The sequence below is a fragment of the Gammaproteobacteria bacterium genome (assembly GCA_009845905.1).
In the GTDB taxonomy this organism is placed as follows: Bacteria; Pseudomonadota; Gammaproteobacteria; order Steroidobacterales; family Foliamicaceae; genus Foliamicus.
On sequence record VXYS01000003.1, the window covers coordinates 217,788 to 244,227 of the forward strand.

The 26,440-nt window shown below is 66.2% G+C and carries 21 protein-coding genes; 19 read left to right on the forward strand and 2 right to left on the reverse strand.

Going from position 1 to position 26,440, the window contains the following annotated elements:
* Positions 1-150 precede the first annotated feature (150 nt).
* Genes F4036_01090 through F4036_01110 form a run of 5 tightly spaced genes read left to right on the forward strand, consistent with a single transcriptional unit; the run spans position 151 to position 7,259 of the window.
* Positions 151-849, forward strand: a complete 699-nt coding sequence (locus F4036_01090) for a hypothetical protein (protein ID MYK36338.1) — start codon at positions 151-153, stop codon at positions 847-849.
* Positions 846-2,075, forward strand: a complete 1,230-nt coding sequence (locus F4036_01095; GenBank protein ID MYK36339.1) for a hypothetical protein — start codon at positions 846-848, stop codon at positions 2,073-2,075. Before F4036_01090 ends, F4036_01095 begins: the two co-directional genes overlap by 4 nt.
* Positions 2,076-2,110: 35 nt before the next feature.
* Positions 2,111-4,435 carry a serine/threonine protein kinase gene (locus tag F4036_01100; protein MYK36340.1) on the forward strand — a complete coding sequence of 775 codons (2,325 nt, stop codon included), beginning with the start codon at positions 2,111-2,113 and terminating at the stop codon, positions 4,433-4,435.
* Between the two features lie 17 nt (positions 4,436-4,452).
* Positions 4,453-6,873 carry an SUMF1/EgtB/PvdO family nonheme iron enzyme gene (locus tag F4036_01105; protein MYK36341.1) on the forward strand — a complete coding sequence of 807 codons (2,421 nt, stop codon included), beginning with the start codon at positions 4,453-4,455 and terminating at the stop codon, positions 6,871-6,873.
* A complete protein-coding gene (locus F4036_01110; protein ID MYK36342.1) occupies positions 6,870-7,259 on the forward strand; it encodes a hypothetical protein in 390 nt (129 codons plus the stop codon). The genes F4036_01105 and F4036_01110 overlap by 4 nt, the downstream gene beginning before the upstream one ends.
* Before the next feature lie 16 nt (positions 7,260-7,275).
* Here F4036_01110 and F4036_01115 read toward each other — a convergent pair whose 3' ends face one another.
* Together F4036_01115 and F4036_01120 are read right to left on the reverse strand one after the other, a co-directional pair.
* A complete protein-coding gene (locus F4036_01115) occupies positions 7,276-8,943 on the reverse strand; it encodes a Ppx/GppA family phosphatase (GenBank protein ID MYK36343.1) in 1,668 nt (555 codons plus the stop codon).
* On the reverse strand, positions 8,793-11,000 hold the full coding sequence (locus F4036_01120) for an RNA degradosome polyphosphate kinase (protein ID MYK36344.1): 2,208 nt from the start codon (positions 10,998-11,000) through the stop codon (positions 8,793-8,795). Before F4036_01120 ends, F4036_01115 begins: the two co-directional genes overlap by 151 nt.
* A gap of 90 nt (positions 11,001-11,090) precedes the next feature.
* Here F4036_01120 and F4036_01125 point away from each other — a divergent pair, with 90 nt between their 5' ends.
* The 14 genes from F4036_01125 to F4036_01190 all read left to right on the forward strand — a co-directional run bounded on the left by F4036_01125 (position 11,091) and on the right by F4036_01190 (position 26,437).
* Positions 11,091-11,627: a histidine phosphatase family protein gene (locus F4036_01125; GenBank protein ID MYK36345.1), complete on the forward strand. Its 537-nt coding sequence runs from the start codon at positions 11,091-11,093 to the stop codon at positions 11,625-11,627.
* 10 nt (positions 11,628-11,637) lie between these two features.
* Positions 11,638-12,435, forward strand: coding sequence for a MotA/TolQ/ExbB proton channel family protein (locus tag F4036_01130; GenBank protein MYK36346.1), 798 nt, complete (start codon positions 11,638-11,640; stop codon positions 12,433-12,435).
* Positions 12,436-12,451: 16 nt separating this feature from the next.
* Entirely contained in the window at positions 12,452-13,864 is a 1,413-nt protein-coding gene (locus F4036_01135) for an FHA domain-containing protein (protein MYK36347.1), read from the forward strand.
* Positions 13,854-14,951, forward strand: a complete 1,098-nt coding sequence (locus F4036_01140; GenBank protein ID MYK36348.1) for a VWA domain-containing protein — start codon at positions 13,854-13,856, stop codon at positions 14,949-14,951. The genes F4036_01135 and F4036_01140 overlap by 11 nt, the downstream gene beginning before the upstream one ends.
* Positions 14,768-15,931 carry an SDR family NAD(P)-dependent oxidoreductase gene (locus tag F4036_01145; protein ID MYK36349.1) on the forward strand — a complete coding sequence of 388 codons (1,164 nt, stop codon included), beginning with the start codon at positions 14,768-14,770 and terminating at the stop codon, positions 15,929-15,931. Before F4036_01140 ends, F4036_01145 begins: the two co-directional genes overlap by 184 nt.
* 21 nt (positions 15,932-15,952) lie before the next feature.
* A complete protein-coding gene (locus F4036_01150) occupies positions 15,953-17,101 on the forward strand; it encodes an acyl-CoA dehydrogenase (GenBank protein MYK36350.1) in 1,149 nt (382 codons plus the stop codon).
* A 74-nt stretch (positions 17,102-17,175) separates the two neighbouring features.
* Positions 17,176-19,716: a DNA gyrase subunit A gene (gyrA, locus tag F4036_01155; GenBank protein ID MYK36351.1), complete on the forward strand. Its 2,541-nt coding sequence runs from the start codon at positions 17,176-17,178 to the stop codon at positions 19,714-19,716.
* Between the two features lie 2 nt (positions 19,717-19,718).
* Positions 19,719-20,798, forward strand: a complete 1,080-nt coding sequence (gene serC / locus F4036_01160) for a 3-phosphoserine/phosphohydroxythreonine transaminase (protein ID MYK36352.1) — start codon at positions 19,719-19,721, stop codon at positions 20,796-20,798.
* A gap of 40 nt (positions 20,799-20,838) precedes the next feature.
* Positions 20,839-22,014: a phosphoglycerate dehydrogenase gene (locus tag F4036_01165; GenBank protein MYK36353.1), complete on the forward strand. Its 1,176-nt coding sequence runs from the start codon at positions 20,839-20,841 to the stop codon at positions 22,012-22,014.
* 106 nt (positions 22,015-22,120) lie between these two features.
* Positions 22,121-23,332, forward strand: a complete 1,212-nt coding sequence (aroA, locus tag F4036_01170; protein ID MYK36354.1) for a 3-phosphoshikimate 1-carboxyvinyltransferase — start codon at positions 22,121-22,123, stop codon at positions 23,330-23,332.
* Positions 23,316-24,041 (forward strand): (d)CMP kinase, encoded by a 726-nt coding sequence (locus F4036_01175; GenBank protein ID MYK36355.1) that lies wholly within the window; start codon positions 23,316-23,318, stop codon positions 24,039-24,041. The genes aroA and F4036_01175 overlap by 17 nt, the downstream gene beginning before the upstream one ends.
* A gap of 90 nt (positions 24,042-24,131) precedes the next feature.
* Positions 24,132-25,820: a 30S ribosomal protein S1 gene (locus F4036_01180; protein ID MYK36356.1), complete on the forward strand. Its 1,689-nt coding sequence runs from the start codon at positions 24,132-24,134 to the stop codon at positions 25,818-25,820.
* A gap of 23 nt (positions 25,821-25,843) precedes the next feature.
* Complete coding sequence (locus tag F4036_01185) at positions 25,844-26,149, forward strand: integration host factor subunit beta (protein MYK36357.1); 306 nt, start codon at positions 25,844-25,846, stop codon at positions 26,147-26,149.
* 9 nt (positions 26,150-26,158) lie between these two features.
* Positions 26,159-26,437, forward strand: coding sequence for a DUF1049 domain-containing protein (locus F4036_01190; GenBank protein ID MYK36358.1), 279 nt, complete (start codon positions 26,159-26,161; stop codon positions 26,435-26,437).
* Positions 26,438-26,440: the final 3 nt, after the last annotated feature.

Sequence of the window (26,440 nt, forward strand, 5' to 3'; positions counted from 1 at the left end):
TCGATGGGTTCCTCCGGCGGCTCGCAGGGTTCCATGGGTGGTTCGATGGGTTCTTCAGGGGGTTCTATGGGCTCCTCCAGAGGCTCCATGGGCGGTTCGATGGGCTCCATGGGCGGCTCCATGGGAACACCGGGCGGTTCTCGTGGTTCGATGGGATCGCAAGGCGGCGCACAGGGTTCGATGGGTTCCGTGGGTGGCGCCAGCGGTTCGGCTGGCGGAACCTCAGGCCGGCCGGGTGGTTCCGGAGGTCAACAGGCCGGTTCCACGGGAGTCGGCGGTGGTTTCGGAGGCGGGCAGGGCAGCGAGCCCGGCGGCAGAGGTGGTGCGGGCGGCACACAGGGCACGGGCGACCTTGAGGGCGTCCTGCGTGAATCCATGGAGGGCTACGACCGCGAAATTGCCCGTGAGCGCGGCGCCATGGCGTCGGCCGGACAGGGTTCCGCCGCCGGTTCCGGAGGGGCGGGCGGAATGATCGGCGAGCCCGGCGGCTCCGGCGGTGCAATGGTGACCATTCCCAACGCGACCGGCGGGGGGCTTGGCGGTGACGGCCAGGGGCCGGGCGGCCAACCGGCCGGCGGCAGCTCAGGCGACAGCAGCGCCGGAAGCAGTGCCGGAAACGGCGGCGGCTCGGGTGGAGGCTCAGGCGAAGGCGGGCCGCTTGAAGACGGGGCGCCGGGCGAGCAACCGGACACGAAGATTGAAATTCCGGAAGACATTGCGGAGGCTACCGGCAATGAAGACCAGGTGGCGCGGCAGATTCGCGAAGCGGCGGAGCAGGAAGAAGACCCCCGCATACGCGAGGCATTGTGGGACGAATATCGCAGGCACATGGGGCTGAAAACAAGATGAACCGGTTGATCAAGACTTTCGGCCTGGCTGCCTGCGTCATTGTGCTGGGCGCCTGCACGTCCGCGCGCGAGGTCCAGTACACACAGGTGGGGCTGCAGCGGGCGGAAGCCGAAATAGCACCGGAATCCCTGCTGAACGTCGGCATCCTGGTTTTTGATCCGGGGCTGCCCGAAGGCGCGAGCGACCAGGAACTCAACGACCGGTTCATCTTTCCGGAGATTCGCCGCGCCGAGGCGCGTTACATGCCCTACCACCTCAAGAACACGCTTGAGACCACCGGCTATTGGGGGGCCGTAAGCGTGCTGCCCGAATACAGCCCGGTGGCGGATGTCGTGATTTCGGGCAGGATCGATCAATCGGACGGTTACAGCGCGCAACTTCGTGTCGGCGCCTGGGACTCTGCCGGCCGCCAGTGGTTCGAAAAGAACTATGAGATGCTGGTTGCTGAGCAGGCATACATTCGCAACACCGGTCCCGGCCAGGACCCTTACCAGAATCTCTATAACCAGATCGCCAATGACCTGCTGCAGGCGCGCGCGCAGTTGAGCTCCGGCGAACTGCAGCGCGTGCGCGAGATCAGCGACCTGCGCTACGGACAGAGCCTGGTTCCGCAGGCTTTCAGCGGTTACCTGGAAGAGACCGGCAAGGGGCAGTACGAGGTCAGGCGCCTGCCGGCCGCGGACGAGCCCATGGTCAGCCGCATGCGCGAGGTGCGCGAGCGGGAGTACGCGCTGATCGACGCCGTCAACGAGCATTACGCCAACCTCTATTACGGTCTGGACCGGCCCTACACGGACTGGCGGCGGATGGCCCGTGAAGGCCGCCTGAGTTACGAAGAGATGCGCAGGTCGGCGAACACGCGCATGCTGCTCGGTGTTCTCGGGATCCTCGGCGCGGTTGCGTACGAAGCCAGCGGCGGCGATAACATGGGCGTTACCGGCACGATGATCCAGGGCGGCTTCATGGGAATACAGGGAAGCCTGAGCCGGCGCGAGGAGGCCAGGATGCACGCGGAGGCGTTGCGCGAGGTGGGCGAGTCCTTCGATGCCGAAGCCGAGCCCATGGTGGTGGAACTCGAAGGCCAGACGCGCCGCCTGACCGGCTCCGCCGAGGAGAGGTTTCGTGAATGGCGCCGCCTGTTGCGGGAAATCTACGCCCGTGAGACCGGCGACCTTGCAACACCGGGTGTGCAGGAGCCTGAGGTCACGTCCCAGCCGCGCTCCTGAACCGGACTCGAGAACGCCCCGTGTCCGGCGACTCGATGACCCAAAGAAGACAAGGCGAGATGCTGGCAGCGCGGTTCCGCCTGCTGCGCCCCCTGGGTTCCGGCGGACTGGGTGAGGTCTGGCTTGCGGAAGATGCGCGGGAGGGCCGTGAACGGGCCCTGAAGTTGCTGGCGGATGACCTTGCGCGGCATCCGGCCCATGTCGATCGCTTCCGGCGCGAATTTTCGGTCGCCCAGTCGCTGGTCCATCCGGCCATCGTGCGCCCGGAGGAGTTCGTTTCCGACGGCAACAGCCATTTTTTCACGATGCCCGTCCTGCCGGGCGGTCATGTCGGAGAACGGTCCGGCGAATCCTGGAGCGCCGTCGCAAGGCGCCTGCTGCCGGTATGCGACGCGCTGGCGTATGCGCACCGCAAGGGCGTGGTACACGGCGATATCAAACCGCAGAACATCCTGCTGGACGAGTCGGGCGCGGCCTGCCTGACGGACTTCGGCGCCGCCGTGCTGCCGGATGCAGCCGAAGACGGACGGGTCCGGCGCCCGGGAGGCTCGCTGGCCTATATGAGTCCGCAACGGCTCGAGGGCCGCTCCGCCCGGACCAGCGATGACGTGTATGGGCTGGGCTGCGTCATCCATGAGTTGCTGTGCGGCTTTCCGCCGTTCTCGCCGGACATAAGCGAAGAAGCCATACGCGGCGGCAAACTGGCTGCCCCCGCTGCTCCCGAAGGGCGCCCGCAACTTCCCGATGAGCTGGCCGAACTGGTTACCGCGATGCTCGCGCGCGACGAGGACTCAAGGCCGGTAACCATCCAGGCCGTACGGGCCGCACTGGACGAAATTCTGGCGGAATCCGCCACCACCGAAACGCCGTCAGAGGCCGCCGCCATCGTCGCGAGGGCTCGCGCCGGCGCCCACACCGATGCCGCCGACGGGCCGCCGGCGCCGGCGCTGCAACGCAGCTCCGGAGTGCCCATATGGGTGGCTTACGCGTTGGGAGGTGTCCTGCTGGCGGGGGCAGCGGTCCTGTTCTTCGTGTTGCCGAGGTTCGCCGAGGAACGCGCAAGCCGGCGCCCACCGCCGGAGCGCATTATTCAGGAGACCGAGGCGCCCCGCCAGGACATGCAGCTGTTGAGAATCCAGCGCGAAGCGGCCGACGCCGCCATGGGCGACATGTTGCAGGACCGGAACTATCTCGCGACACTGCAGCCTTCCCTGTGGTCGGGCGGCGCCTGGGAACAGGCCATTGCCGAGGAAGAGAAAGGGGACGGCTTCTATCGCCGACGCGAGTATCCGGACGCGCAGGGCGCATACGGTACAGCGGGTGCGATGCTGAGCGAGCTGCGCGAACAGGCGCCGGATATTGGCCGCGCGGCCCTGGAAGAAGCGCTGCAGGCTATCGAATCAGGCGATCAGGCCACCGCCCTGGCGGAACTCGAAAAGGCCGGAATTCTTCTCGGGGCAACCGATCCGGAAGTGCAGTCCGCATCCCGGCGGGCGGCCCGGGTGCCGGAAACCATGCAGGCCGTGGCCGAAGCGCGGGCCAGCGGGCGTGAAGGCAGCCTGGAGGAGCAGCGGACCGCCTGGCAGGCGGTGCTCGGGATCGACCCCGAGCGGCAGTCGGCCCGCAGGGAGCTGTCGGCGGTGAACGCGCGGATCAATCAGCAACTGTTCAACTCGCGAATGTCGCGCGGCCATGCGGCGCTGGGAGAGGGCGATGTCGAAGCGGCCCGGACCGCGTTCGAGGCCGCCGCGAAACAGCGCCCGAACGACCCGGGGCCGGTCGAAGCCCTTGCCGCGCTGGAGCTTGAGGAACGCGGTCAGCGGCTGGCTCAACTCCAGGCGGCCGCAATGGCGGGCAGATTCGCGGAAGACTGGCCCAGGGCGGCTGAAAATTACCGCGGCATGCTCGAGATCGACTCGAATATCGTCGCAGCGCAGCGCGGACTGGCCGAGGCCGAGAGGCGCGCGCGCCTGGACGAGGCACTGGAAAACACCATCGCCAATGCCCGGTTGCTGAACCGGGACGACTCCTGGCAACGCGGCAAGCGCCTGCTGGACGAAGCCGCGGCGATTCCCGCTCCCGGCTCGCGCCTTGACGGGCAGCTCAACCGCCTGGAGCAGGCCTTGGCCGTGGCGGCCACCCCGGCGCCGGTGTGGCTGCGTTCGGACGGCCTTACCGAGGTGACCATTTTTCACGTCGGCCGCCTGGGAAGTTTCGACAGCCGCATGCTTGAACTTCGCCCCGGTGCATACACCGCTGTCGGAACCCGTGACGGCTTTCGTGACGTGCGCCGCGAGTTCATCGTGGCGCCGGAAGGACTGCCGGAACCGCTGGTTCTGATCTGCACGGATCCCATCTGACGCCGGGGGCGTGAAACATGGGGCGTGACGTGATTCTCGTGCTGCCCGAAGGGGAGCGCAGACTGGCTCTGGAGGAGCTGCCTGTTCTGCTGGGCAGCGGCGAGGGCGCGCACATCCGCCTCCCCGGCCCGGTCGGCGCGCCTCCGGCGGCCAGCATCAATCTCCTCGACGACCGTGCCCTGGTGCAGTGCTATCCGGGCATTTCCGGCCTTCTGCTGAACGGCGGGCCGATCAGCGGCGCGCAGTGGCTGGAGGAAGGCGACCGTCTCGCCATTGCCGGAGTCGAGGTAAGGCTGGATTCGGTTTCTCCGGAAACAATGCGCCTGAACGTCAGCTATCTGGCAAGGGCCTGGGACACCAGGCCGCCCGAATTGGTGGGCGAAGACGACGCCCCGGCGGCAATAGCGGCTCGCAGGCCCGCCGGGGAATCGCGTTCCGCGCCTGCGCACAAGGGCCGCCTGTGGCTGCGCCTGGCGGCAGGCGTGCTTCTGGCGCTCCTGGGCGGCAGCGCCGTGTTCGTGTTCACCGCCGAAGGCGTGCTGATCGAAGTCGAGCCCGCCGACGTCGCCGTTGAGGTTGAGGCGCTGCTTCCCGCTCCGCACGTGGGATCCCGCTATCTTCTCTGGCAAGGCAGGTACCGGGTCCGGGCGGAACGGGAACGATATTTCCCGCTGAACGAAGAGATCGAGGTGCGGGGCGAGGGCGGTCAGGAATTTCGCTTCGCGATGCGGCTGTTGCCCGGACGGGTGGTCGTGAATACCGTCGCCGGCGCGGAGATCCGCATCGAGGGAATGGACGGGGTGTTTTCGCCCGGCGAGGAAATTTCTCTGGATTCGGGCACCTACGCCCTCACCGTAAGCGCGCCCCGCTACAAGGACCTGGAGGTTCCGTTGGCCGTGGCGGGCGGCGGCGGCCTGGAGCCGTTTACGGCCGAACTGGAGCCGGATTGGGCGGAGATCACGGCGAACAGCGATCCGCCCGGGGCCGAGTTGCGTTCGGAAGGGCAGGCCCTGGGGACAACCCCGGCAACGGTGGAATTGCTGTCGGGCGAGCGCGTGCTGTCGTTCTCCCGTCCGGGATTCGCCACGCATCGCGAAAGGCTGACCGTGGTTGCGGGCTCGCCGCAGGCCCTGCCGACCATCCGCCTGCAGCCTGCCGCCGGCGTCCTTCGGGTGCTGACCGACCCGCCCGGCGCGAGCATTACCGTGGATGGGGATTTTCGCGGAGGATCGCCCGCAACCGTGGAGGTGAGCCCGGACCGGGCGCATCGGGTAGTGGTGTCGCGGGCGGGCTACGAGTCGCAGGAACGCACGGTAACGCTGGGGCGGGGCGCGGAGCGGGCCCTGAACATTCGCCTCGAGCCGCGACTGGGAACGGTCCGCGTACTGAGCCGCCCGGCCGGTGCGCAGGTGAGCGTCAACGGGCGGCCCGCGGGCCGGACCCCGCTGGACCTGCAGTTGCCTTCCACCGAACAGCAACTCGAATTCAGCCTTGAAGGCTACGTGGCGCAGGCGCGCGAGGTGGTGCCGCAGCCCGCCTATCCCCAGGAGGTGGAAGTCGAACTCCTGACGCCCCGGCAGCAGATGCTGGCCGCTCAGCCTACGGAAATCGAAACCTCGCAGGGCGCGACGATGGTCATGCTGTTCCCGGGCGAGTTCGAGATGGGGTCGCAGCGCGGGTCGCAGGGGTGGCGCAACAACGAAGTGCGCCGCAGGGTGAGACTCACGAAACGCTACTACCTTGGTGTGAAGGAAGTCACCAACCGGGAATTTCGCGCCTTCATTCCCAACCACACCTCCGGCGCGGAGCGCTTCCGGTCGCTGGCGGCCGACAGCAGCCCCGCGGTGAACGTCGACTGGCAGGCCGCCGCGGCCTTCTGCAACTGGCTGAGTTCGCAGGAAAACCTGCCGCTTCAGTATCAGAGCCGCTCCGGCCGGCTGATTCCGGTGGCCGATCCGGGGAGCGGCTACCGCCTGCCGACCGAGGCGGAGTGGGTCTGGGCGGCCCGCTATCGCGGCGGCGCGGGAAATTCGCGTTATCCCTGGGGCGAGCGTATGCCCCCCCCGGTGCGCTCGGGTAACTACGCCGACCAGTCGGCGAGCGGCCTCATACCCATCGTGCTGAACGCCTACAACGACAATTTCCCCTTTACGGCCCCGGTCGGTACGTTTCCAGCCAACCCGCTGGGCTTCTACGATCTCGGCGGCAATGCGGCCGAGTGGACGGCCGACTACTACGGCGCGGATACGCTATATCCCGACTTCGAGGTGGACCCGCGCGGTCCGCAGGAAGGGCGTTTTTACGTGATCCGCGGTTCGAGTTGGCAGCATGGCACGCTCCGCGAACTTCGCTGGGCATATCGCGATCGTGGCGATGAAGCAAGGCTCGATGTAGGATTTCGACTGGCGCGCTACGCCGAATTGCAGGAACCGGAATGAAGAAGGTCATCGCAGTCGCCGCCGTCATCGGCCTGGCCGTGGGCCTGACCTGGGCCGCCGAGCAGGTGGGCGGCTGGCTGGGTTTCGCTCAGCAGGACAGGACCGTCGAGGACGCCGCTCCCGGCAGCGAGAGCGCCGCCGGGAGCGAGGCCGTCCCGCCTGGGAGGGAGGGCGTCTCGCCCTCTACTGAAACTTCCGCCGGTGCGCCGGCCCAGGGAGATGACGACACTGCCGCACAGACGGAATTGTCCACAGAGGTCACCTCGATCGAAGAGGACCTGGCCCGCATCGAGGAAGCGCTGGGCAGCGATGAGGTGCTTGAGGAGTTCACGCCGTCGGAGCCCCTTTCGGCGGACAACCCGGTAGTCTGGCCCACCGACATCTGAGCGGGCGATTGCCCGGTCAGGCTCGCAGACGGATCCGGTAGTCCAGGTCCAGCTTTTCCGCCAGGACGCGCAGGCGCCGCTGGACGGTGTTCCCGACCAGGATATGTGCGCCTTCGGGCGCCGTCAGCACGAGTTCTTCCGGTTCCCGCTGCAGTCGGAATTGCTCGAGAACGCTGACGGCTCCGCCGGAAATCGTGTAGGCAAGCCGCATGGCCAGGCCGATGCAGACTGCCTGGCGTTTCTCCTTCTTGTCGACGAGTTCGCCGAGACCCAGGCGTTTCAAGGACGGGGTAATGGCGGCGTGACGCGAAGCGACGGCCAGGCCGAGCATGATCCGCTCGCGGTGATCGGCGCCGGTCAGCGGCATGCGCAGTATCCGCAGGAATACCTGCTCGGCCCGGTAGTCGGGATGTTCGGACCATCCGATGTCGGACAGGTGGCAGGCGGCCAGTCTGAGCTTGTCCGGCACGAGCCCTTCCAGCGCCGGCGCGATCCAGCCGGCCAGCAAGTCGCCGCCGGAACCCCCGCGGCCCATGCGCCGGGCGGCGCTTTCGCACAGCCACAGCAGGGGGTCTATCTGCTGCTCAAGCGGCGTAAGGGCTTCGTACAGACAGCCTTCCCGCAGGCCGTTGGCGGAAAACACGGCGTGCTCGGCCCCGCTTTGCCGCAACAGGCATTCCAGAGCGACCGCAGCAAAAGGCAGGGACTCCAGCCGGTCGGTCCGCAGTCCCTTGGCCGTTTCCAGGCGCGGGCGCGGCCAGCCGGCCAGCCTCGCACAGAATTCCGAAGTGTCGCCGGCCTCCAGCGCGTAGTGATGGATGACATGCAGGGGATAGCCGGATTCGTCCATGTGGATACGAGCCAGTGCCCGCCAGGAGCCTCCTACCAGGTACAGGGACTGTCCGCGCGCCCGCGGCAGCCATTCCAGTCCGTCAAGCTGGGCCCGAATGGCCGCCCGGCTCTCCCCGATGGACTCCTCTCCGTTTCTGCGCACCGTGCCCAGCGGCAGCGAAACGCGCTCCACCACGCTCCCCTTGTCCAGAAGCGTCAGTTCCAGGCTGGCGCCGCCGAGATCGGCCGCGATGCCGCTCGCCCTCGGCATTGCGCTCAGGACTCCGCCGGCCGAGACTTCGGCTTCCCGGTCGCCGGTAAGCAAGCGGACATCGAGGCCGCACTCGCTGCGCACGGTCTCAAGGAACTCCTGACCGTTACTCGCCTCCCGGACCGCCGCGGTCGCCACCGCCTGCACTTCCAGAACGCCCATTTGCGGGCACAGGCGGGCGAATCGATGCAGGCTCTCCAGAGCCATGCGGACCCCGTCTTCGGGCATTTTTCCGGTCCGGTCCAGTCCGCGGCCCAGCCCGCAAAGGACCTTTTCGTTGAATATCGGCAAGGGCGCCCGTCCGCCGTTCTCATAGACGACCAGGCGCACGGAGTTCGAGCCTATGTCGATCACGGCTACCGGCGCCTCGCTTGGGGTCGCGGGGCTGGTTCGCAATACGCCCGGCACTAGTGTGCTGTCCCGCGAATACGTTAGACGGCGGCTTTGACCAGCTTCGGGCGGGGTTTGTCTTCCGCGTCGGCGGCGTCCCCGGTCTCGGGAAACAGTTCGCCGGGCATGGCCGGCCGCGACTCCCGCAGGGCGCTGCCCCGGCCGGAAAGGCTGGGGTTGGTCATGAACCAGGTGTGGGCGCTGAAATCGCCGGTTTGATGGTCAAGGCGGCGGTACGCGCCGTCGGGTCCAAGTTGCCAGCTCTGCATCACGTCGAAGCGGTTCGCCATCAGGACCTGCTCCACGAGCTGCCGCTTGACCGTCTCGTTCTCGATCGGCACCAGCGTTTCCACGCGATGGTGCAGGTTGCGGGGCATCCAGTCGGCGGACGACACGAAAACCTTGCTTTCGGTTGAAGGAAGCTGGTGGCCGGCGCCGAAACACATGACGCGGGAGTGCTCCAGGAACCTGCCGACCATGCTGCGCACCTGGATGTTCTCCGACATGCCGGGCACGCCGGGGCGCAGGCAGCAGATGCCCCGGACGTAGAGTTCGATCCGCACGCCGGCCTGGCTCGCGCGGTAGAGACAGTCGATGATCTCGGGATCCACGAGCGAGTTGAGTTTGGCCCAGATTTCCGCTGGACGCCCGGCGCGGGCATGGCCGAATTCGTCCTCGATCAGTTCCACCAGCGTGTTCTTCAGCTGGGCGGGCGCGTACACAAGCTTTTCCATGTCCTCGGGCGTCGCGTAGCCGGTCATGTAGTTGAACAGACGCGCGGTATCGCGCCCCAGGGCCGCGTCGCAGGTGAAGAAGCTCAGGTCCGAATACACGCGCGCGTTGACGGGATGGTAGTTGCCGGTGCCGAAATGGGTGTAGGTCCGCAGCTCTCCCGCTTCCCTGCGCACCACCAGCGAGACCTTGGCGTGGGTCTTGAGTTCCATGAAGCCGTATACGACCTGCACGCCGGCGCGCTCCATCTCGCGCGCCCAGCGGATGTTCGCCGCTTCGTCGAAACGCGCCCGGAGCTCGACCATGGCGGTGACCAGCTTGCCGGCCTCGGCGGCGGCGATCAGCGCCTCGACGATCGGCGAGTCCTCGGAAGTGCGGTACAGCGTCTGCTTGATCGCCACGACCGCCGGGTCTTCGGTGGCGCGGCGCAGGAACTGCACCACCACGTCGAAACTCTCGTACGGATGCTGCACGACGAAGTCCTTGGCGCGTATGGCGGCGAGGATGTCACCGCCGTATTCGCGGACCCGTTCGGGGAAGCGCACGTTGAGCGGTTCGTGCTGCAGGTCGCGGCGCTGGGCGGTGATGATCTGATTAATGTCCGCCAGCCCCAGCATGCCGTCGATATTGAAGACATGCGCGTGCGAGGCATCGAACGCCCTGAGCACGAACCGGCGGAAGTTCTTCGGCATGCCGGCCGCCACTTCCACCCGGATGACGTTGCCCCTGCGCCGGCGCAGCAGGGCGGTCTCGAAAGTCCGCACCAGGTCCTCGGCTTCCTCGTCGATTTCAAGGTCGCTGTCACGGCTGATGCGGAAGATGCCGTGGTCCAGGATCTTCATCCCGGGGAACAGCAACCTGAAGTTCTCGGCAATGATTTCCTCGACGGCGACGAAACGCAGGGCCTTGCCGGGGACCCGCACAAACCGCTCGATCTGGGGCGGGACCAGCACCAGGCCGTTGATCTCGTGCTTGTCCGTGGGCCGCATCAGCCGCAGCACGTAAACCAGGCAGCCGGTCTGTATGAAGGGGAAGGGGTGCGCCGTGTCGACTGCCTGGGGCGTCAGTACCGGAAACAACTGGTTTTCGAACCAGCGCGACAGCCACTCGCGGGCCCGCTCGCCCAGTTCCTCCGGTTTTACGACCGCCACTCCGGCTTCGCGGCATTCGGTCAGCAATTGCGCGCTGCGCCTGGATTGGGCCTTGAGGAGCTTCTTTACCTGTTCGCGTATGGCCTCGAGCTGTTCGCCGGGGGTCAGTCCGTCGTCGCTGGTCTTTGCGACTCCCGCCGCTTCCTGGGCCATGAGGCCGGCCGCCCGCACCATGTAGAACTCGTCCAGGTTGCTGGCCGAAATGGACAGAAACCGCACGCGCTCCAGCAGCGGGTGGTTCCCGTTGCCTGCTTCCTCCAGTACCCGCGTGTTGAATTCCAGCCAGGACAGTTCGCGGTTGATCAGGCGGCCTGCGGCGCGCTCAGCCTCGCTCAGCGCCCGTGGTTTGCCGGACGCAGGCGTCATTCGGGCGTTCCGGGATGGCGTGGAATGTGTCCCATGATGGGGTTAGCATACAGGAGTCATGAGCAATTCCCGGGAGCGAGGTGGTCCGGCATGAAGCGCCTGTGGCTGCTGCGGCATGCCAAGGCCGGGCCGTATTCCGCCGACGATTTCGGTCGGACTCTGGCCCCCAGAGGCCGGAAAAACGCGCCCGCGATGGGCGAGAAACTGGCGGCCGTGGGATGCGCTCCGGGAAGGATTCTCTGTTCCGCCGGACGCCGGGCGGTGGAGACGATGTGCGGTGTCCTGCCCAATCTTCCCGCCGATCTCCACATCGACGTGATGCGGAGGCTCTACACATTCAGTCCGGGGACCGTGCTGCAGTGCCTGCAAGCGCTGCCGGAGGACGCCGGCGACGTCATGGTGGTCGGACATAATCCTGCCTTGCAGGAACTGGCGCTGTATCTGGCCGGCCGGGGCGAAGAGGAGGCTTTCGACGTGCTCCACGGAAAGTTTCCCACCTGCGCGGTGGCCGAGCTGGAATTTCCGGAGTCGCCGCACGCGACGGACTGGGACGAGGGCAGCGCGTTTCTCCGGCGTGTCCTGACGCCCCGCCCCCCGCGACACTTGCGGGCTCCCCTGGTCGACTAGTGAGCAATCGATGAGAAGACAATTACCGGTCGAATTCGTTTTTCAGCTTTTCTCGCTGTTCCTGTCGGTCATCCTGGTGCATGCCATGTACGTGGCCTGGATCCGCCCGCAGGCGAACGCGGTCATGGAAGAGCAACGGATAATGCTGGAGCAGGACGCCGACTACGTGCCCGAACGCTCGCTGTACGTGATCGTGCGCGATTTCGAGCAGGAGGCCTGCCTGATCCTGGCGCTATGGGCGCTTGCGATCATGGGCTACAAGGCCCGGGGGGCGCTGCGCGAGCGCTCGCTGCTGCAGCGCGACCTGCTGCCGCTGGCGGAAGGAGTGCGCATCCTGCCCGAGGACACGCGCGAACACGCGCGCCAATTGCGTGCGCTGCCCGAATCGCAACAGCGCCTGCTGCTGCCGCGGGTATTGCTCAGCGCACTGCAGCGGTTCGGCGCAACGGGCAATGTTCAGGACGTCTCTTCGGCCACCCAGACGCTGGTCAACGCCGAGGCCGAGCGGCTGGAATCGGAACTGTCCATGATCCGGTATATCGCCTGGGCGATTCCCTCGATCGGTTTCATCGGAACCGTGCGCGGGATCGGCCAGGCCCTGACGCTGGCCTACCGCGCGGTGGAAGGCGACATCAGCGGCGTGACCGAGAGCCTTGGCGTGGCCTTCAATTCCACCTTCTTTGCACTGCTGGTCAGCATTTTCATCATGTTCCTGGTCCACCAGCTTCAATTGTTGCAGGAGCGGCTGGTTTTCGAGACCTCGGATTACTGCGACGAACGGCTGATCCGCCGCCTGCAGGGCGACTGAGCCGAGGCTAGCCGGCATGGCGCTGGTCGCCCTGGAAGTCAATGGAGCGGCGCTGGCAGGCGCTACCGCCGCCGGAGTGCTGTTCAACGAGCCCGGTGTGGCGCTGGTGCAAGGGCGCCGGGTGGCGTTTGGACGCGAAGCGGCCGAAGAGGCGCGACGTGACCCCGCAAGCAGTTACCGGAATTACTGGGAATTGCTGTCGGACGAGCCCCTGCCGAGGCCGGCGCGGGGATTTCGCAGCTATGCCGACCTTGCTCATGGACAAATGCAGGGGTTGTGGAAGCGCTTCCGGGATTCGGTGGGAGACATAAGCGGTGTGGTTTTGGTCATTCCTGCCGGCGTTGCGGAAGACCGCCTTGCGCTGCTGCTGGGGATCGCCGAGGAAGCCGGGCTGCCCGTGGCCGGGTTGGTGGAAAGCGGAGTGGCAGCGGTGCGGAGCGTTCCGGAAGGCCGCGCCTGCCTGCACATTGAAGCAACCGCCGAACGTTTGGCGGTTTCCCGGCTCATCGCGGGCGACGGGCGAGTCCGGCGCGAGGAAATTCTGTTCGACGGCCGTCCGGGCTTGCGCCACCTGCGGGCCGCCATGACCGGCTACGTTGCCGGTCGGTTCGTGGCGGGTTCCCGCTTTGATCCGCTGGATCTGCCCGCAACCGAACATGAGCTGTCCGGGCAACTGGATACGTGGCTGCAGGCGGTCCTGTCCGGCGGTGACCTCAGGATCGAACTTGAGGCGGCGCCTGTGACCGCTACCGCGGTCCTGGGCCGCGATGAATTCCTTGCTTCGATCGAGCGGTTGCTGGGGGCCGCGGGGAATCGTTTGCGATCCTGGTGCACGGGCCCCGGGGCCGCGGACATATACCTGTCAGGCGCCCTTGCGGATGTCCCCGGCTGCGCCGAGGCGTTTGCCCGCCTGCTCGCCACCGGGGTCCAGGTGCTGCCGGCGGGCGCCGCGGCGCTGGGCGCGCTGGAGCGTTTCAGTCCGGTGGCGGGCGCGAGGGACCGATACGTGCTGCTCAAGTCCCTGCCGGCCGTGGACACGGCGGGCGGGCCGGATACGGCGAGCACTGCCGGGCCCGATGCCGGCGCTCCGTCGACCATCGGAGGCGGGGAAAGGGGCGAACGGACACCGACGCATGTCGTGTTCGGTGGCCGGGCCTGGCGCATCGGCGCCGAAGGCCTGCATCTCGGCTCGGCGCCGCAAGCCGGGGGCCTGTCGATCGTGCTGTCGCCGGAAGGCGGGGTTTCGCGAAACCACTGCACCGTGGTGCTGGAGAATGGACAGGTGGTGTTGCATGACCACAGCCGTTACGGAACCAGCCTGAACGGCGCGCCGGTGGCCGATTCGGCGCCGTTGCGCGGGGGCGACGTGGTGGGCGTGGGACCGCTGGAGTTCCTGATCGCGCGCGAGGTGGGGGACGATGGCTCGTAGGCGTTTCCACGTATTCAGCATGTCGTTTCTGGACATCATTTCCTGCGGTTTCGGCGCGGTCGTGCTGTTCTTCGTGATCATCAATGCCCAGGTGCGCCTGCGGGCCGACGCCGAGCGGATCGATCTGCTCAGCGAATCCACACGGCTGGAAGAGGAGGTCCTGGAAGGCCGAAAGGACCTGCTGCAGTTGCGCGGAGAGCGCGAAACGCTCGACGAGCGCCGCGCAACGGCAATAGAGGAGCTGAGAAAGCTGCGCGAACGGCTGGCCGCGCTGCTGGCGGAGCTGGCCGAATACGAACGCCTGGGGACGCAGAGCCAGGAGTCGGTCGAGAGGCTGCGGGCCGATGTGGACCGGCTCAGGGAAATGCAGTCGGAACTGGAGGCGCGGGTCGCCGAGGCGGAGGAAGGAACGGGGCAGCGAGTGCGTGGCTTTGAAGGCGAGGGCGCGCGGCAATACCTAACGGGCATGCAGATGGGCGGCGACCGCGTAATGATCCTGGTGGACGCGTCCGCCAGCATGCTGGGGCGCACCTATATCGACGTCTTGCGTTTTCGCCTGATGGACGAGGAACTCAAACCCCGCGCGCCCAAGTGGGTCCAGGTCGTGAATTCGGTCGACTGGATCACCACGCGGCTGGAGCCGCAGCAGAGATTTCAGGTCTACGTCTTCGGGGTGGAACACAGGAGCATCCTCGAAGGCACGGACGGAGAGTGGCTGAGCGTGGCCGACGGGGCGCGGGTCAGCGAAGCGATCGAGGCCCTGCGCAAGTTTGCGCCCAAGGGCGGGACCAGCCTGCATGCCGCGATGCGCGCGATACGCGCCATGCAGCCGTTACCGGACAACGTCTACCTGCTGACCGACGGGCTGCCGACGCAGGGCGCGAGTCCTCCGTCGCGCGTCGGATGGGTGGATACGCGGGCGCGGGAACGGTTCTTTACCCGCGCGGTGCGCGACCTTCCCTCGGGGATTCCGGTCAATGTGCTGTTTTACCCGATGGACGGGGACCCGGCCGCGACCGGCTACTACTGGCTGATGGCTTCGCAGTCCCGTGGATCGTTCGTCAGTGTTTCCCGCGACTGGCCCTGAATCCCAACTGGCGCGCTGGCGCTGCTGTACGGCCCTTCCGGGAGACGCATGAATCCATCCATGGAGCTTGGTTCCGCCATCCCTGGCTCACACACTCCCAGAAGGGCCGTACAGCAGCGCCAGCGAACATTGCATGTTGTTCCATGCCGGACCGGCGTAGCGAAAACTGCGGGATAATGCGGGCCGGTATGGACTTGCAGTTGAACGGTAAGGTTGCGCTGATTACCGGGGCCACCGGCGGCCTGGGCGCGGCCTGCGCGCATGAACTGGCTCGCGAGGGCGCCACATTGTTTCTCTGCGCCCGCACGGAGAGCGATCTTGCGGAACTGGCGGCGGAGCTGGTCAAGTCCGATTGCGAAAACGTGCGCTGCCAGGCAGTGGACCTGACGTCCCCCGAGGCGGCAATCCACGTTGCGGCTTCTGCGGAAAAGGCCTTCGGCAGGGTGGATGTGCTGGTGAACTGCGCCGGAGCGTCGGCCGGCGGTCTTTTCTGGGAAATACCGGATTCGGTCTGGGAAGACAGCCTGGGGCTCAAGTTCATGGCCACCATCCGGATGATCCGCGCGGTCCTGCCCGGCATGATCGAGCGGCGCTACGGACGGATCGTGACCCTGGTGGGCAATTCGGGCCGCGAACCGGACTCGCGGATGCTGCCCGGCGCCGCGGCCAATGCGGGTTTGCTCGCGGTCACCGCCGGACTGGCGCGCGAAGTGGCCGAACACGGCGTGGTCATCAATGCCGTCAATCCCGGCCCCACGCGGACGGGCCGCTGGGAAGGCATGATGGAATCCTTCGCCGCCCGCAGCGGGAAAACGCCCGAACAGGAGGAACAGGGTTTTCTGGACGCAATCCCACAGAAGAGGTTGGGAACGACCGGCGAAATCGCCCGGCTGGTTGCATTTCTGGCGAGCGATGCCGCCCCGCACGTTACCGGCCGATCGATTACGGCCGACGGCGGCGCATCCCGCGCAATTCTTTGACTTCCAGCGGAATCGAAGCTCGTGGACAAGGAACAGCTGAACGACATCCGGGAGGCGGTGCAAGCGGTGTGCGCCGACTTTCCGGGGGAGTACTGGCGCGAGCTGGACCGGGAGCGGGCCTATCCCACGGAGTTCACGAAGGCCATGACGGAGAGCGGCTTTCTGGGCGCGCTGATCCCCGAGGAGTATGGCGGCAGCGGCCTGGGCCTGGTGGCGGCCACGGCGATTCTGGAGGAAATTCACCGTTCCGGCTGCAACGCCGGCGCCTGCCACGCGCAGATGTACACGATGGGCACGGTGCTTCGTTACGGCAGCAGGGAACAGAAGCAGCGCTGGCTTCCGGGCATAGCCTCGGGCGACCTGCGCCTGCAGGCCTTCGGCGTCACGGAACCGGGCAGCGGCACCGACACGCTGGCATTGCGCACAAGCGCCCGTCTGGAGAACGGCGAGTATGTCGTGAACGGCCAGAAGATCTGGACGTCGCGGGCGGAACACTCCGACCTGATGATCCTGCTCGCCAGGACCACCCCGCGTGAAGAGGTAAAGCGCCGAACGGAGGGCCTTTCCGTTCTGATGGTGGACATGCGCGAGGCGCCGGGCCTGAGCATCACCCCGATCCGCACGATGATGAATCACGCCACCACGCAGGTTTTCATGGATGACGTGCGCGTGTCGGCGGAGAACCTGATCGGCGAGGAGGGGAAGGGCTTTCGCTACATCCTGGACGGAATGAATGCCGAACGCACGCTGATCGCGGCGGAATGCATCGGCGACGGACGCTGGTTCATCGACAGGGCCGCCGCGTACGCCGGCGAGCGGGAAGTGTTCGGCCGGCCGATCGGCCGCAATCAGGGGGTGCAGTTTCCGATCGCCCGGGCCTACGCCTCGGTTGAAGCGGCGGCGCTGATGGTCACTGACGCGGCGGAGAAATTCGACCAGGGACTGTCCGCCGGCAAGGAAGCCAACATGGCCAAGCTTCTGGCTTCCGAAGCCGCCTGGGAAGCGGCGGAGGCCTGCGTTCAGACCTTCGGCGGATTCGGATTCGCGGAGGAATACGACGTGGAACGCAAGTTCCGCGAGACGCGCCTCTACCAGGTCGCGCCGGTGTCCACCAACATGATCCTGAGCTACATCGGCCAGCACGTCCTCGGCATGCCGCGCTCCTATTAGCGGCAGGCCCCTGATGGTAGAATTGACCCTGTAGAAGCCGTACTGCGCCGCGTCTGAAGCGGCGCGTTTTGTGCATGGCCGGGCCAGCCCCTGAAATCGTACCGGTAAAGCTCGAAGAGGAGATGCGCCGGTCCTATCTGGACTATGCGATGTCCGTCATCGTGGGCCGGGCCCTCCCCGACGTTCGCGACGGCCTCAAGCCCGTTCATCGGCGCATCCTGCACGCCATGCGCGAGCTGGGGAACCTGCATGACCGGCCGTACAAGAAGTCGGCCAGGATCGTCGGCGACGTCATAGGCCGCTACCATCCGCACGGAGACACCGCCGTGTACGACGCGATCGTTCGCATGGCGCAGGATTTCTCGCTGCGCTACCCGCTGGTGGACGGCCAGGGCAACTTCGGTTCCATGGACGGCGACGCGCCTGCGGCGATGCGCTACACCGAGATCCGGATGGCGCCGATCGCCGCGCTGATGCTCACCGACATCGACCGCGAGACGGTGGACTTCGCCGACAACTACGACGGGGCGGAACAGGAGCCCACGGTGCTGCCGGCACGGCTTCCCAACCTGCTGGTCAACGGCGCGTCGGGGATTGCCGTGGGCATGGCCACCAATATCCCACCCCACAACCTGCGGGAAGTAATCGACGCCGCTTTGGCCTTGAGCCGCGAACCCGATATCGGCATTGCCGAATTGATGGAACACGTGCCGGGACCGGATTTTCCGACCGCGGCCCAGATCGTGGGAGAAACCGGCATGGCCATGGCCTACCGGACCGGCCGCGGGACGATTCAGCTCCGGGCCCGGGCGGAGATCGAGGAGGGGAAGACGCGCGATTCGATCGTGATCACGGAGCTTCCGTATCGCGTGAACAAGGCCCGCTGTGTGGAGAAAATCGCGCTGCTGGCCCGCAAGAAGGAGATCGCCGGTATCCAGGAAGTCCGGGACGAGTCCGACAAGGACGGAACCCGGGTGGTTGTGGAGTTGCGCCGCGACGTCAGCGCCGAGATCGTCCTCAACAACCTGTATCGCCGCACGCCGCTGGAGTCAAGCTTTGGCATCAACATGGTGGCGCTGTGCGGAGGACGCCCGCAGCTGCTGAACCTCAAGCAGATGCTCGAGCATTTTCTCGACCATCGCCGCGATGTGGTCACGCGGCGCAGCGTCCACGATCTGCGCCGGGCCAAGGCGCGCGCGCATGTCCTGGAAGGCCTGACGGTGGCGCTGGCCAACATCGACGAGGTCGTCGCGCTGATCAGGGCTTCGAGCAACGCGCAGGAGGCGCGCGAAGCGCTCACCGCGAGAATCTGGGCGCCTGGGGCGGTGCGGGGACTGCTGGAGAGGGCGCAGGCTGCGCTGACGGAACTTCCCAATCTCAGCGACCGGGGTTACCGCCTCAGCAACCGCCAGGCGCGCGCGATACTGGAACTTCGCCTGCAGCGTCTGACCGGACTTGAGCAGGAAGCGATCCTCGACGAATACGCCGAACTGTTGCGGAAGATGGAGAAGCTGACGGATATCCTGCGCGATCCGGATCGGCTGCTCGAAGTGGTGCGCAACGAACTCATCGAATTGCGCGGCGAGTACGGTGACGAACGCCGCACCGAAATCATCGCCGACTACACGCGCACGGCGGATGAAGACCTGATTCCACGGCGCGAGGTGCTCGTCACCCTGTCCTGGCGCGGCTATGTGAAGACGCAGGAACTGGAGACTTTCCGTACCCAGGGACGGGGCGGACGAGGCAAGCGCGGCGCCTCGGTCGGTCAGGAGGACTTCATCGACCAGTTGTTCGTGACCAATTCGCACTCGACGCTGCTTTGCTTTACCGACCGCGCGCGGGTGTTTCAGCTTCGGCCCTTCCAGATACCCACGCAAAGCCGCGCAACGCGGGGGCTGCCGATCGCCAACCTGCTGCCGGGGCTCGAGGAAGGCGAGCAGGTAAATTCGGTCCTGCCCGTCGATTCCTTCGATCCCGGTCGCTTCGTGTTCATGGCTACCCGCAAGGGTCGGGTGAAAAAGACCCGGCTGGACGCGTTTGCGAAGATCCGCCGCACCGGTATCTATGGGTTGAGCCTGAAGAAGAAGGACCGCCTGGTGGAGGCGGCGATCACCGATGGCGACAGTGATGTCATCCTGCTGGCCAGCAACGGGCGCGCCGCGCGCTTCTCCGAGTCCACGGTGCGGCCGATGGGGCGTACCGCAGCGGGCGTGATCGGCCAGCGGCTCAAGAAGAAGCAGCGGGTCGTGGCGGCCCTTATCGTGAACGGCGAGGCCGACGATGCCTGGGTACTGCAGGCCACGACCAAGGGTTTCGGCAAGCGAACGGCCGTGAGCGAGTTCCCGCGCAAGGGCAGGGCGGCGCAGGGCGTGATTTCGATCCGCACCGAAGGGCGCAACGGCAAGCTGATCGGCGCCGCCCTGGTTCGCGAGGGCGACGAGGCCATGCTGATGACCGCCGGAGGCACCCTGCTGCGCACGGCGGTCGGCGACGTTTCCGTACAGGGGCGCTATTCGCACGGCGTGCGGCTGATGCGGCCCGACAAGGACGACCGCGTCGCCGGGTTCTGCACCCTGACGGGGGATCAGGAAGAACCTGTCTCAACGCAATAGGCATGGACCGGATCTTCAACTTCAGCGCCGGGCCGGCGAATCTTCCGCTTGCCGTGCTGGAGCAGGCCCGCGAGGAGTTGCTGAGCTGGCAGGGCCGCGGACTGTCGGTGATGGAGGACAGCCACCGGGGGCGTCAGTTCATCGAACTCGCCGAGCAGTCCGAACGGGACCTGCGCGAACTGCTGGGGATTCCGGATGAATATGCCGTGCTGTTCATGCAGGGCGGCGCCACGCTTCAGTTCGCAACGGTCCCGATGACACTGGCCGGTGAAGGGCAGGGCGTCGACTACCTGATAACCGGGCACTGGGGCCGCAAGGCCTCGTCCGAGGCGGCCAAACTCCGGCCGCTTCGCGTCGTTGCCGATGGGGAAGCGCTGCAGTATCGCTCGGTCCCGGCGCGCGACGATTGGGCGACGGGGGGAGACGCAGCCTATTTCCATTACACCGCGAACGAAACGCTGCATGGACTGGAAATCGACCCGCCGCCGGACGTGGACCATGCCCCGCTGGTTTGCGACATGTCCTCCACCCTGCTATCGCGGCCAATACCGGTGGAGCGCTTCGGACTGATCTATGCCTGTGCGCAGAAGAACCTCGGTCCGGCCGGCGTGACCGTGGTCATCGTTCGCCGCGACCTGCTGGAGCGCGTGCCCGAGAACACGCCGCTGGCCTTCAATTACCGGAAAATCGCCGCCGCCGGGTCCATGCTGAACACGCCGGCGACGTTTTCCTGGTACGTGGCCTCGCTGGTGTTTCGCTGGGTTGCCGGACAGGGCGGAGTGGCCGGGATGGCGCAGCGCAACCGGCGCAAGGCAATGCGCTTGTACGACTATATCGACGGCTCCGATTTCTACGCCAATCACGTCGCTCGGGACTGGCGCTCGTGGATGAACGTGCCGTTTACGCTCGCCGAACCGGAGTTGAACGGATCCTTCCTGAAAGACTCGGAGGCCGAGGGCCTGTATGGACTGAAGGGCCACCGCGCGGTGGGAGGCATGCGCGCCTCGATCTACAACGCCATGCCGGAAGAAGGCGTCGAGGCGCTGGTCGGCTTCATGGAGGAGTTCGAACGCAGGGCCTGAGGCGGACCCCCATGGGCCTCGCCTCCACTGGAAAAAAGCAATGTTCAACATCCGGATTTACAACAACATCGCCAACGAGGGGCTCGCGCGCCTGCCCGGGGACCGCTTCAAGGCCCCGTCCGGGGACGATTCCCCCGACGGAATCCTGCTGCGCTCGCACGACCTGCACTCGGAAACGATCCCCGACAGCGTCGAGGTCGTGGCGCGCGCGGGCGCCGGCGTCAACAATATCCCGGTGGACGCCCTGGCAAAGCGGGGCATTCCGGTGCTGAACGCGCCCGGCGCCAACGCCAACGCCGTCAAGGAACTGGTCGTGGCCGGCATGCTGATGGCGGCCCGCAACCTGTTGTCGGCCTGGGACCACCTGCGGGCCATGGACCTGCCCGCAGAGGATCTGCACAAGACCGTGGAGGCGCACAAGAAACGATTCGCGGGCCGCGAACTGGCCGGACGGGTCATGGGCGTGGTCGGCCTGGGCGCGGTAGGCGTGAAAGTGGCCAACGCCGCAATCGGGATGGGGATGAAGGTGTTCGGCTATGACCGCGCCCTGGCGCTGGACCGGGCCTGGGAACTGTCCTCGCAGGTCGGCAAGGGGCAGAGCCTGGAACACGTGTTTGCCGGTGCGGATTTCGTCAGCGTCCACGTTCCGCTGATGGACGAGACCCGCGGGCTGGTGGGAGAAAAGCTGATCAGCAGCATGCGCAAGGGAGGAGTCCTGCTGAATTTCGCCCGCGGCGGCATCGTGAACAGCGGCGCCGTTCTCGAGGCCCTGAATTCGGGCTGGCTGTCATGCTATGTCTGCGATTTTCCCGAGCCCGAACTGATGGGTCATCCGGGCGCGATCCTGCTCCCGCACCTGGGCGCTTCCACTTCCGAAGCGGAGGTAAACTGCGCCGTGATTGCCGCGGAGAACCTCCGGGCCTACCTGGAAGACGGCAATGTTCGCGGATCGGTGAACTTCCCGGTGATCGATCAGCCGCGCGGGGGCGGCTTCCGGCTGACGATCGCCAATGAAAACGTGCCGTGGATCGTGGCAAGAGTCTCCGCCGTGCTGGCGCAGGAGAATCTCAACATCGAGTCGATGATGAACATGTCGCGCGGCCGGCTTGCCTACACGATGCTGGACCTCAACGACCAAGCCCCCGACCCGGTCCTCAATCGCCTGCGCGGCATGGAGGGAATCCTGCGGGTACGGGACCTGGGGATGAATTCGTGAAAGGAGTACGCTTCTGAGGTCCTGGCGCGTCAGCCGCACTCCCGCCGCGCCGTCGCCCGAACCGTTAACGGTACCGGGAGACAAGTCGATCTCCCACCGCGCCGTAATGCTCGCGGCGCTCGCGGAGGGCGAGAGCGAGATCGTCAATTTCCTTCCGGGGCATGACTGCGTCGCAACGGCAGAGGCACTGGCGGCGCTGGGTGTGCGGATTTCCCGGCTGGCCCCGGACCGCTTGCTCGTGCGCGGCGGAGCGAGCCTGAAGCCGACCGGACGACCGCTGGATTGCGGCAACTCCGGGACTTCGATGCGGTTGCTCGCCGGCCTGCTGGCCGGTCAGGGCGTGGCCGCCGAATTGCACGGCGACGCCTCGCTCAGCCGCCGGCCCATGCGCCGGATCATCGAACCGCTGGCGCGGATGGGCGCGCGCATCGAAGCGTTGGGCAAGGACGGACGCCCACCGCTGCGCATCGCGGAGAACTCCGGGATCACGGGTGTTTCCTACACGCTCCCGGTAGCAAGCGCGCAGGTGAAGTCCGCGATATTGCTGGCGGGTCTGGGCGCGCGGGGCGAGACCTGTGTGGGCGAGGCCGTGCCGACGCGCGACCACACGGAACGGATGCTTCCCAGCTTCGGGGTGTCGATCGAGCGGACCAACGGCCGTGCCTGCCTGACCGGAAGGCAGCCGCTACGGGCTGCGCGGATCGACGTTCCGGGAGATTTTTCCTCGGCGGCGTTCCTGTTGTTGGCGGGACTGATCGGCCCGCGGGAGATTGAGGTCGCCACCGTGGGCGTGAACTCCACCCGCACGGGCTTTCTTCGGATGGTGGACGCCATGGGAGGCACACTGCAGATCGCTGCGCGGCGCACTTCGGGGTCCGAACCGGTGGCGGACGTCATGGCCAGGCCCGGGATGCTACAGGGCGCGCTGCTTCCCGCTTCTCTGGTTCCTTCGGCGATCGATGAGATGCCGGTGGTGTTTGCGGCTGCGGCCTGCGCGATGGGGGAAACCGTGATCGAGGGCGCCGGGGAACTGCGGCTCAAGGAAAGTGATCGGATCGCGGCCATGGTGGCTGGGCTGAGGAAACTGGGAGTGGATTGCGAGGAGGCTGCGGACGGTGCGCGGATACGCGGCGGTCGCGTTCAGGGCGGGGAAATCGACTGCGAGGGCGACCATCGCGTGGCGATGGCCTTTGCGGTCCTGGGGCTGGTGGCGAAGGGCCCGATCGTCATTCGTGACGTGGATTGCGTTGATACCTCGTTTCCGGGATTCGCCGATACCGCATTGCAGTTGGGCCTGAATCTTGAGCCGATCGACTGATTCCAGGGCGGGACGCCCTCCCACCCAGGCGCCGGTCGTTGCCATTGACGGACCTGCCGCTGCGGGAAAGGGAGTGATCGCACGTTATCTTGCGAAGAGACTGGGTTGGCGGAGGCTGGACAGCGGCGCCCTGTACCGGGCCGTATCGCTGTCCCTGCTGCGCGCCGGGCTGGTCCACGCGGGGGAGGCCAGGATCGCCGCGCACCTGGCGGATTCGCCTCCCGAGCTGGAAGCCGCCCGCGACGGTGAGGTGATCTACCTCAACGGCGAAGACGTCAGCAGCGCCATCCGTGAAGAGGAAACGGGCGTGGCGGCGTCGGTCGTCGCCCCGTTGCCGGCGGTTCGGAACTTTCTGCTCAAGCGGCAGCGCGCCTTTCGCAGGGAGCCCGGACTGGTGGCCGAGGGCCGCGATATGGCGTCGGTGGTTTTTCCGGATGCCGAGCTGCGGATCTACCTCACGGCGACCCCCGAAGAACGCGCCAGGCGTCGCCATAACCAATTGAAGCAAAAGGGAATCAATGCTAATATGCGCGACTTGATCCGCGATCTGACCGATCGTGATCATCGCGATTCGGCCCGTACGCTGGCGCCACTGAAGGTAGTGCCTCATGCGGTGGTGCTGGACACAACGAAGCTGGATATCCGGCAGACCAGGAAAGCGGCTTGGCGTCTTGTAACGGAAGTCTGGCCGGAGAAGGCGGTCCGATAGCGGAATTGGCGCCGGCCAGGACGGCAGGCGCGTGGAATGGCAACCGCGAGCGTAGCTGGATTGCACGCCCGCACTGAATTGAGGCCCTTAATGGCAGAAAGTTTCGCAGAGTTGGTGGAAGCCAATCTCGCTGACAAGAATTTCCGGCCGGGAGAGATACTCTCGGCGCAGGTGATCGACATATCACCGGAGATCGTAACCGTGAGCGCCGGACTCAAGTCCGAGGCGCTGATCCCCGCCAGCCAGTTCACCGACGAGACCGGCGAACTGGAAGTGGACATAGGAGACGAGGTCGAAGTCGCCCTGGATTCGATGGAAGACGGGTTCGGCGAGACCCGCCTATCGCGCGAGCGCGCCAAGCGAACGCGGGTCTGGGAGAGCCTGGAGTCGGCGTTCGAGCAGGAGGAGATCGTGCAGGGCGCCATAAGCGGGCGCGTCAAGGGCGGATTCACGGTCGATGTCTCCAGCGTTCGGGCGTTCCTGCCCGGCTCCCTGGTGGACATGCATCCGATCCGCGACACGACCTACCTGGAAGGCCGCAAACTGGACTTCAAGGTCATCAAGCTGGACCGGCGGCGCAACAACGTGGTGGTTTCGCGCCGCGCGGTCATCGAGGAACTGCACAGCGCCGAACGCGCGGCGCTGCTGGCCAGCCTGGAGGAAGGCCAGGTGGTCAAGGGCGTGGTCAAGAACCTTACCGAATATGGCGCTTTCGTTGATCTCGGAGGCATCGACGGCTTGCTGCACGTCACCGACATGGCCTGGCGACGCGTCAAGCATCCGTCGGAAGTGGTTCACGTGGGAGAGGAACTGGAAGTCAAGATCCTTCGCTTCGACAGCGAACGCAATCGTGTCTCGCTTGGGCTCAAGCAACTGGGCGACGATCCCTGGGTGGACATCGGGCGCCGCTATCCGCCACACACGCGGCTGTTCGGCAAGGTCACCAACGTGGCGGACTACGGCTGCTTCGTGCAGATCGAGGAAGGCGTGGAAGGGCTGGTTCACGTATCGGAGATGGACTGGACCAGCAAGAACGTGAATCCGGGCAAGATCGTTCACGTCGGCCAGGAGGTCGAGGTGATGGTGCTGGACATCAATGAAGAGCGGCGCCGGGTTTCCCTGGGGCTGAAGCAATGCCTGGAGAATCCCTGGCAGGACTTCGCCAACAATTACAAGCGGGACGACCGCGTGACCGGCAAGGTCCGTTCGATGACGGATTTCGGAATATTCATCGGGCTCGAGGGCAATATCGACGGGCTGGTGCATTTGTCGGACCTCTCCTGGGACCTGCCCGGCGACGAGGCGGTGCGGAATTACAGCAAGGGCCAGGAGGTCGAGGCCGTCGTGCTTTCGGTTGACGCCGACCGGGAACGGATTTCGCTGGGCATCAAGCAGTTGCAGGGCGACCCGCTGGCCAGCTTCCTCAAGGACCATCCCAAGGGCAGTATCGCGACCGCCGTCGTTACCAACGTCGAGCAGCGCATGGTCGAACTGGAGGTAGGCGAAGGAGTGAAGGGACGCATGCGGGTCGCGGAGCTGTCGCGCGAGCATGTCGACGACGCGCGCATGGTGGTCAAGCCCGGGCAGTCCATCGAGGCGCGCATCGTGGGTGTGGACCGCAAGTCCAGGACGGTGTCGATGTCCGTTCGGGCGATGGAGGAACAGGCCGAGGCTCAGGCCCTGCGGGACTACGAGGCCGAAGTGGGAGACCGGATCAAGGGTGCGACGCTCGGTGAACTCCTGCGCAGCCAGCAGCAAGAGAACGCCGAAGATACATGAGCGCCTCCGCCGCCAGCAAGGCAATAACGCGCTCGGAGCTGGTGCGGATCGTCACGCGCAGATTGCTCGAGGATGAACGCTTCAGCTATTTCTCGTCCTCTGACCTGGAAGCGTCCGTCAAGCACGTCATAGACCTCATGGGGCAGACGCTCGCTTCCGGAGGGGGCATTGAGATCCGGGGATTCGGCAGTTTCGGCCTCAGCTATCGGCGGGCGCGCATCGGACGCAATCCCCGCACGGGGGAGGCAGTGGCGCTGCCGAGCAAATACGTCCCCAAGTTCCGTCCGGGAAAGCGGCTCCGCGAACGAGTCAATGCCGCGCGCCGGTAGTGTTGTGTCATGAAAGCCGGACGCTGGCTGAAACGCGGCATATACATTCTGCTGCTGGCCGGCGTCGTATCCCTCGCCGGCATCCTCGCGCTGCTTAACCGGGGCATGGTGGAACTGGATCTCGCTTTTGCCGAGGTCAGCCTGTCCAAGCCGCTTGCGTTCACCGTCGCTTTCGGCCTGGGTTGGCTCTTCGGATTGCTGTGCGCCGGCGGCGCCGTGCTCAAGCGGCGCGCTGCCGGGAGGAAATCGCGCCAGGACGCCAAAGGAACCGCCCCGGCCGAAACCTGAGGT

Excerpts from the sequence above, each read along its gene's own strand:
- F4036_01090 (MYK36338.1), top strand. The coding sequence starts at position 151 with ATGGGATCGCAAGGCGGCGCACAGGGTTCGATGGGTTCCGTGGGTGGC.
- F4036_01095 (MYK36339.1), top strand. The coding sequence starts at position 846 with ATGAACCGGTTGATCAAGACTTTCGGCCTGGCTGCCTGCGTCATTGTG.
- F4036_01100 (MYK36340.1), top strand. The coding sequence starts at position 2,111 with ATGACCCAAAGAAGACAAGGCGAGATGCTGGCAGCGCGGTTCCGCCTG.
- F4036_01105 (MYK36341.1), top strand. The coding sequence starts at position 4,453 with ATGGGGCGTGACGTGATTCTCGTGCTGCCCGAAGGGGAGCGCAGACTG.
- F4036_01110 (MYK36342.1), top strand. The coding sequence starts at position 6,870 with ATGAAGAAGGTCATCGCAGTCGCCGCCGTCATCGGCCTGGCCGTGGGC.
- F4036_01120 (MYK36344.1), bottom strand. The coding sequence starts at position 11,000 with ATGACGCCTGCGTCCGGCAAACCACGGGCGCTGAGCGAGGCTGAGCGC.
- F4036_01125 (MYK36345.1), top strand. The coding sequence starts at position 11,091 with ATGAAGCGCCTGTGGCTGCTGCGGCATGCCAAGGCCGGGCCGTATTCC.
- F4036_01130 (MYK36346.1), top strand. The coding sequence starts at position 11,638 with ATGAGAAGACAATTACCGGTCGAATTCGTTTTTCAGCTTTTCTCGCTG.
- F4036_01135 (MYK36347.1), top strand. The coding sequence starts at position 12,452 with ATGGCGCTGGTCGCCCTGGAAGTCAATGGAGCGGCGCTGGCAGGCGCT.
- F4036_01140 (MYK36348.1), top strand. The coding sequence starts at position 13,854 with ATGGCTCGTAGGCGTTTCCACGTATTCAGCATGTCGTTTCTGGACATC.
- F4036_01145 (MYK36349.1), top strand. The coding sequence starts at position 14,768 with ATGGGTGGATACGCGGGCGCGGGAACGGTTCTTTACCCGCGCGGTGCG.
- gyrA (MYK36351.1), top strand. The coding sequence starts at position 17,176 with ATGGCCGGGCCAGCCCCTGAAATCGTACCGGTAAAGCTCGAAGAGGAG.
- serC (MYK36352.1), top strand. The coding sequence starts at position 19,719 with ATGGACCGGATCTTCAACTTCAGCGCCGGGCCGGCGAATCTTCCGCTT.
- F4036_01165 (MYK36353.1), top strand. The coding sequence starts at position 20,839 with ATGTTCAACATCCGGATTTACAACAACATCGCCAACGAGGGGCTCGCG.
- aroA (MYK36354.1), top strand. The coding sequence starts at position 22,121 with ATGCTCGCGGCGCTCGCGGAGGGCGAGAGCGAGATCGTCAATTTCCTT.
- F4036_01180 (MYK36356.1), top strand. The coding sequence starts at position 24,132 with ATGGCAGAAAGTTTCGCAGAGTTGGTGGAAGCCAATCTCGCTGACAAG.
- F4036_01190 (MYK36358.1), top strand. The coding sequence starts at position 26,159 with ATGAAAGCCGGACGCTGGCTGAAACGCGGCATATACATTCTGCTGCTG.